Below are 413 nucleotides of genomic sequence, written 5' to 3' on the forward strand. Positions count from 1 at the left end.
GGCGCCACGGGTGCCACAGGCGCGACGGGTGCCACCGGCGCAACGGGGGCCACGGGCGCGACGGGTGCCACGGGYGCGACGGGTGCSACRGGTGCCACGGGCGCGATGGGTGCCACGGGCGCGATGGGTGCGACGGGTGCCACGGGCGCGACGGGTGCCACGGGTGCCACCGGCGCCACGGGTGCCACAGGYGCCACGGGCGCGATGGGTGCCACGGGTGCCACAGGTGCCACGGGCGCGATGGGTGCCACGGGCGCGACGGGTGCCACCGGMGCSACGGGCGCCACCGGAGCCACSGGRGCCACCGGCGCGACGGGTGCCACGGGTGCCACCGGCGCGACGGGTGCCACGGGCGCAACGGGTGCCACGGGTGCCACAGGCGCCACGGGCGCGACGGGTGCCACGGGAGCCAC

General features: G+C 80.2%; 1 protein-coding gene. It reads left to right on the forward strand.

The features are described from left to right. The coding region (locus tag RT91_RS21185; protein ID WP_205409012.1) for a hypothetical protein at positions 1-413 on the forward strand (413 nt) is incomplete at both ends.

This window comes from Acidiphilium sp. JA12-A1 (assembly GCF_000724705.2).
Lineage (GTDB): Bacteria > Pseudomonadota > Alphaproteobacteria > Acetobacterales > Acetobacteraceae > Acidiphilium > Acidiphilium multivorum.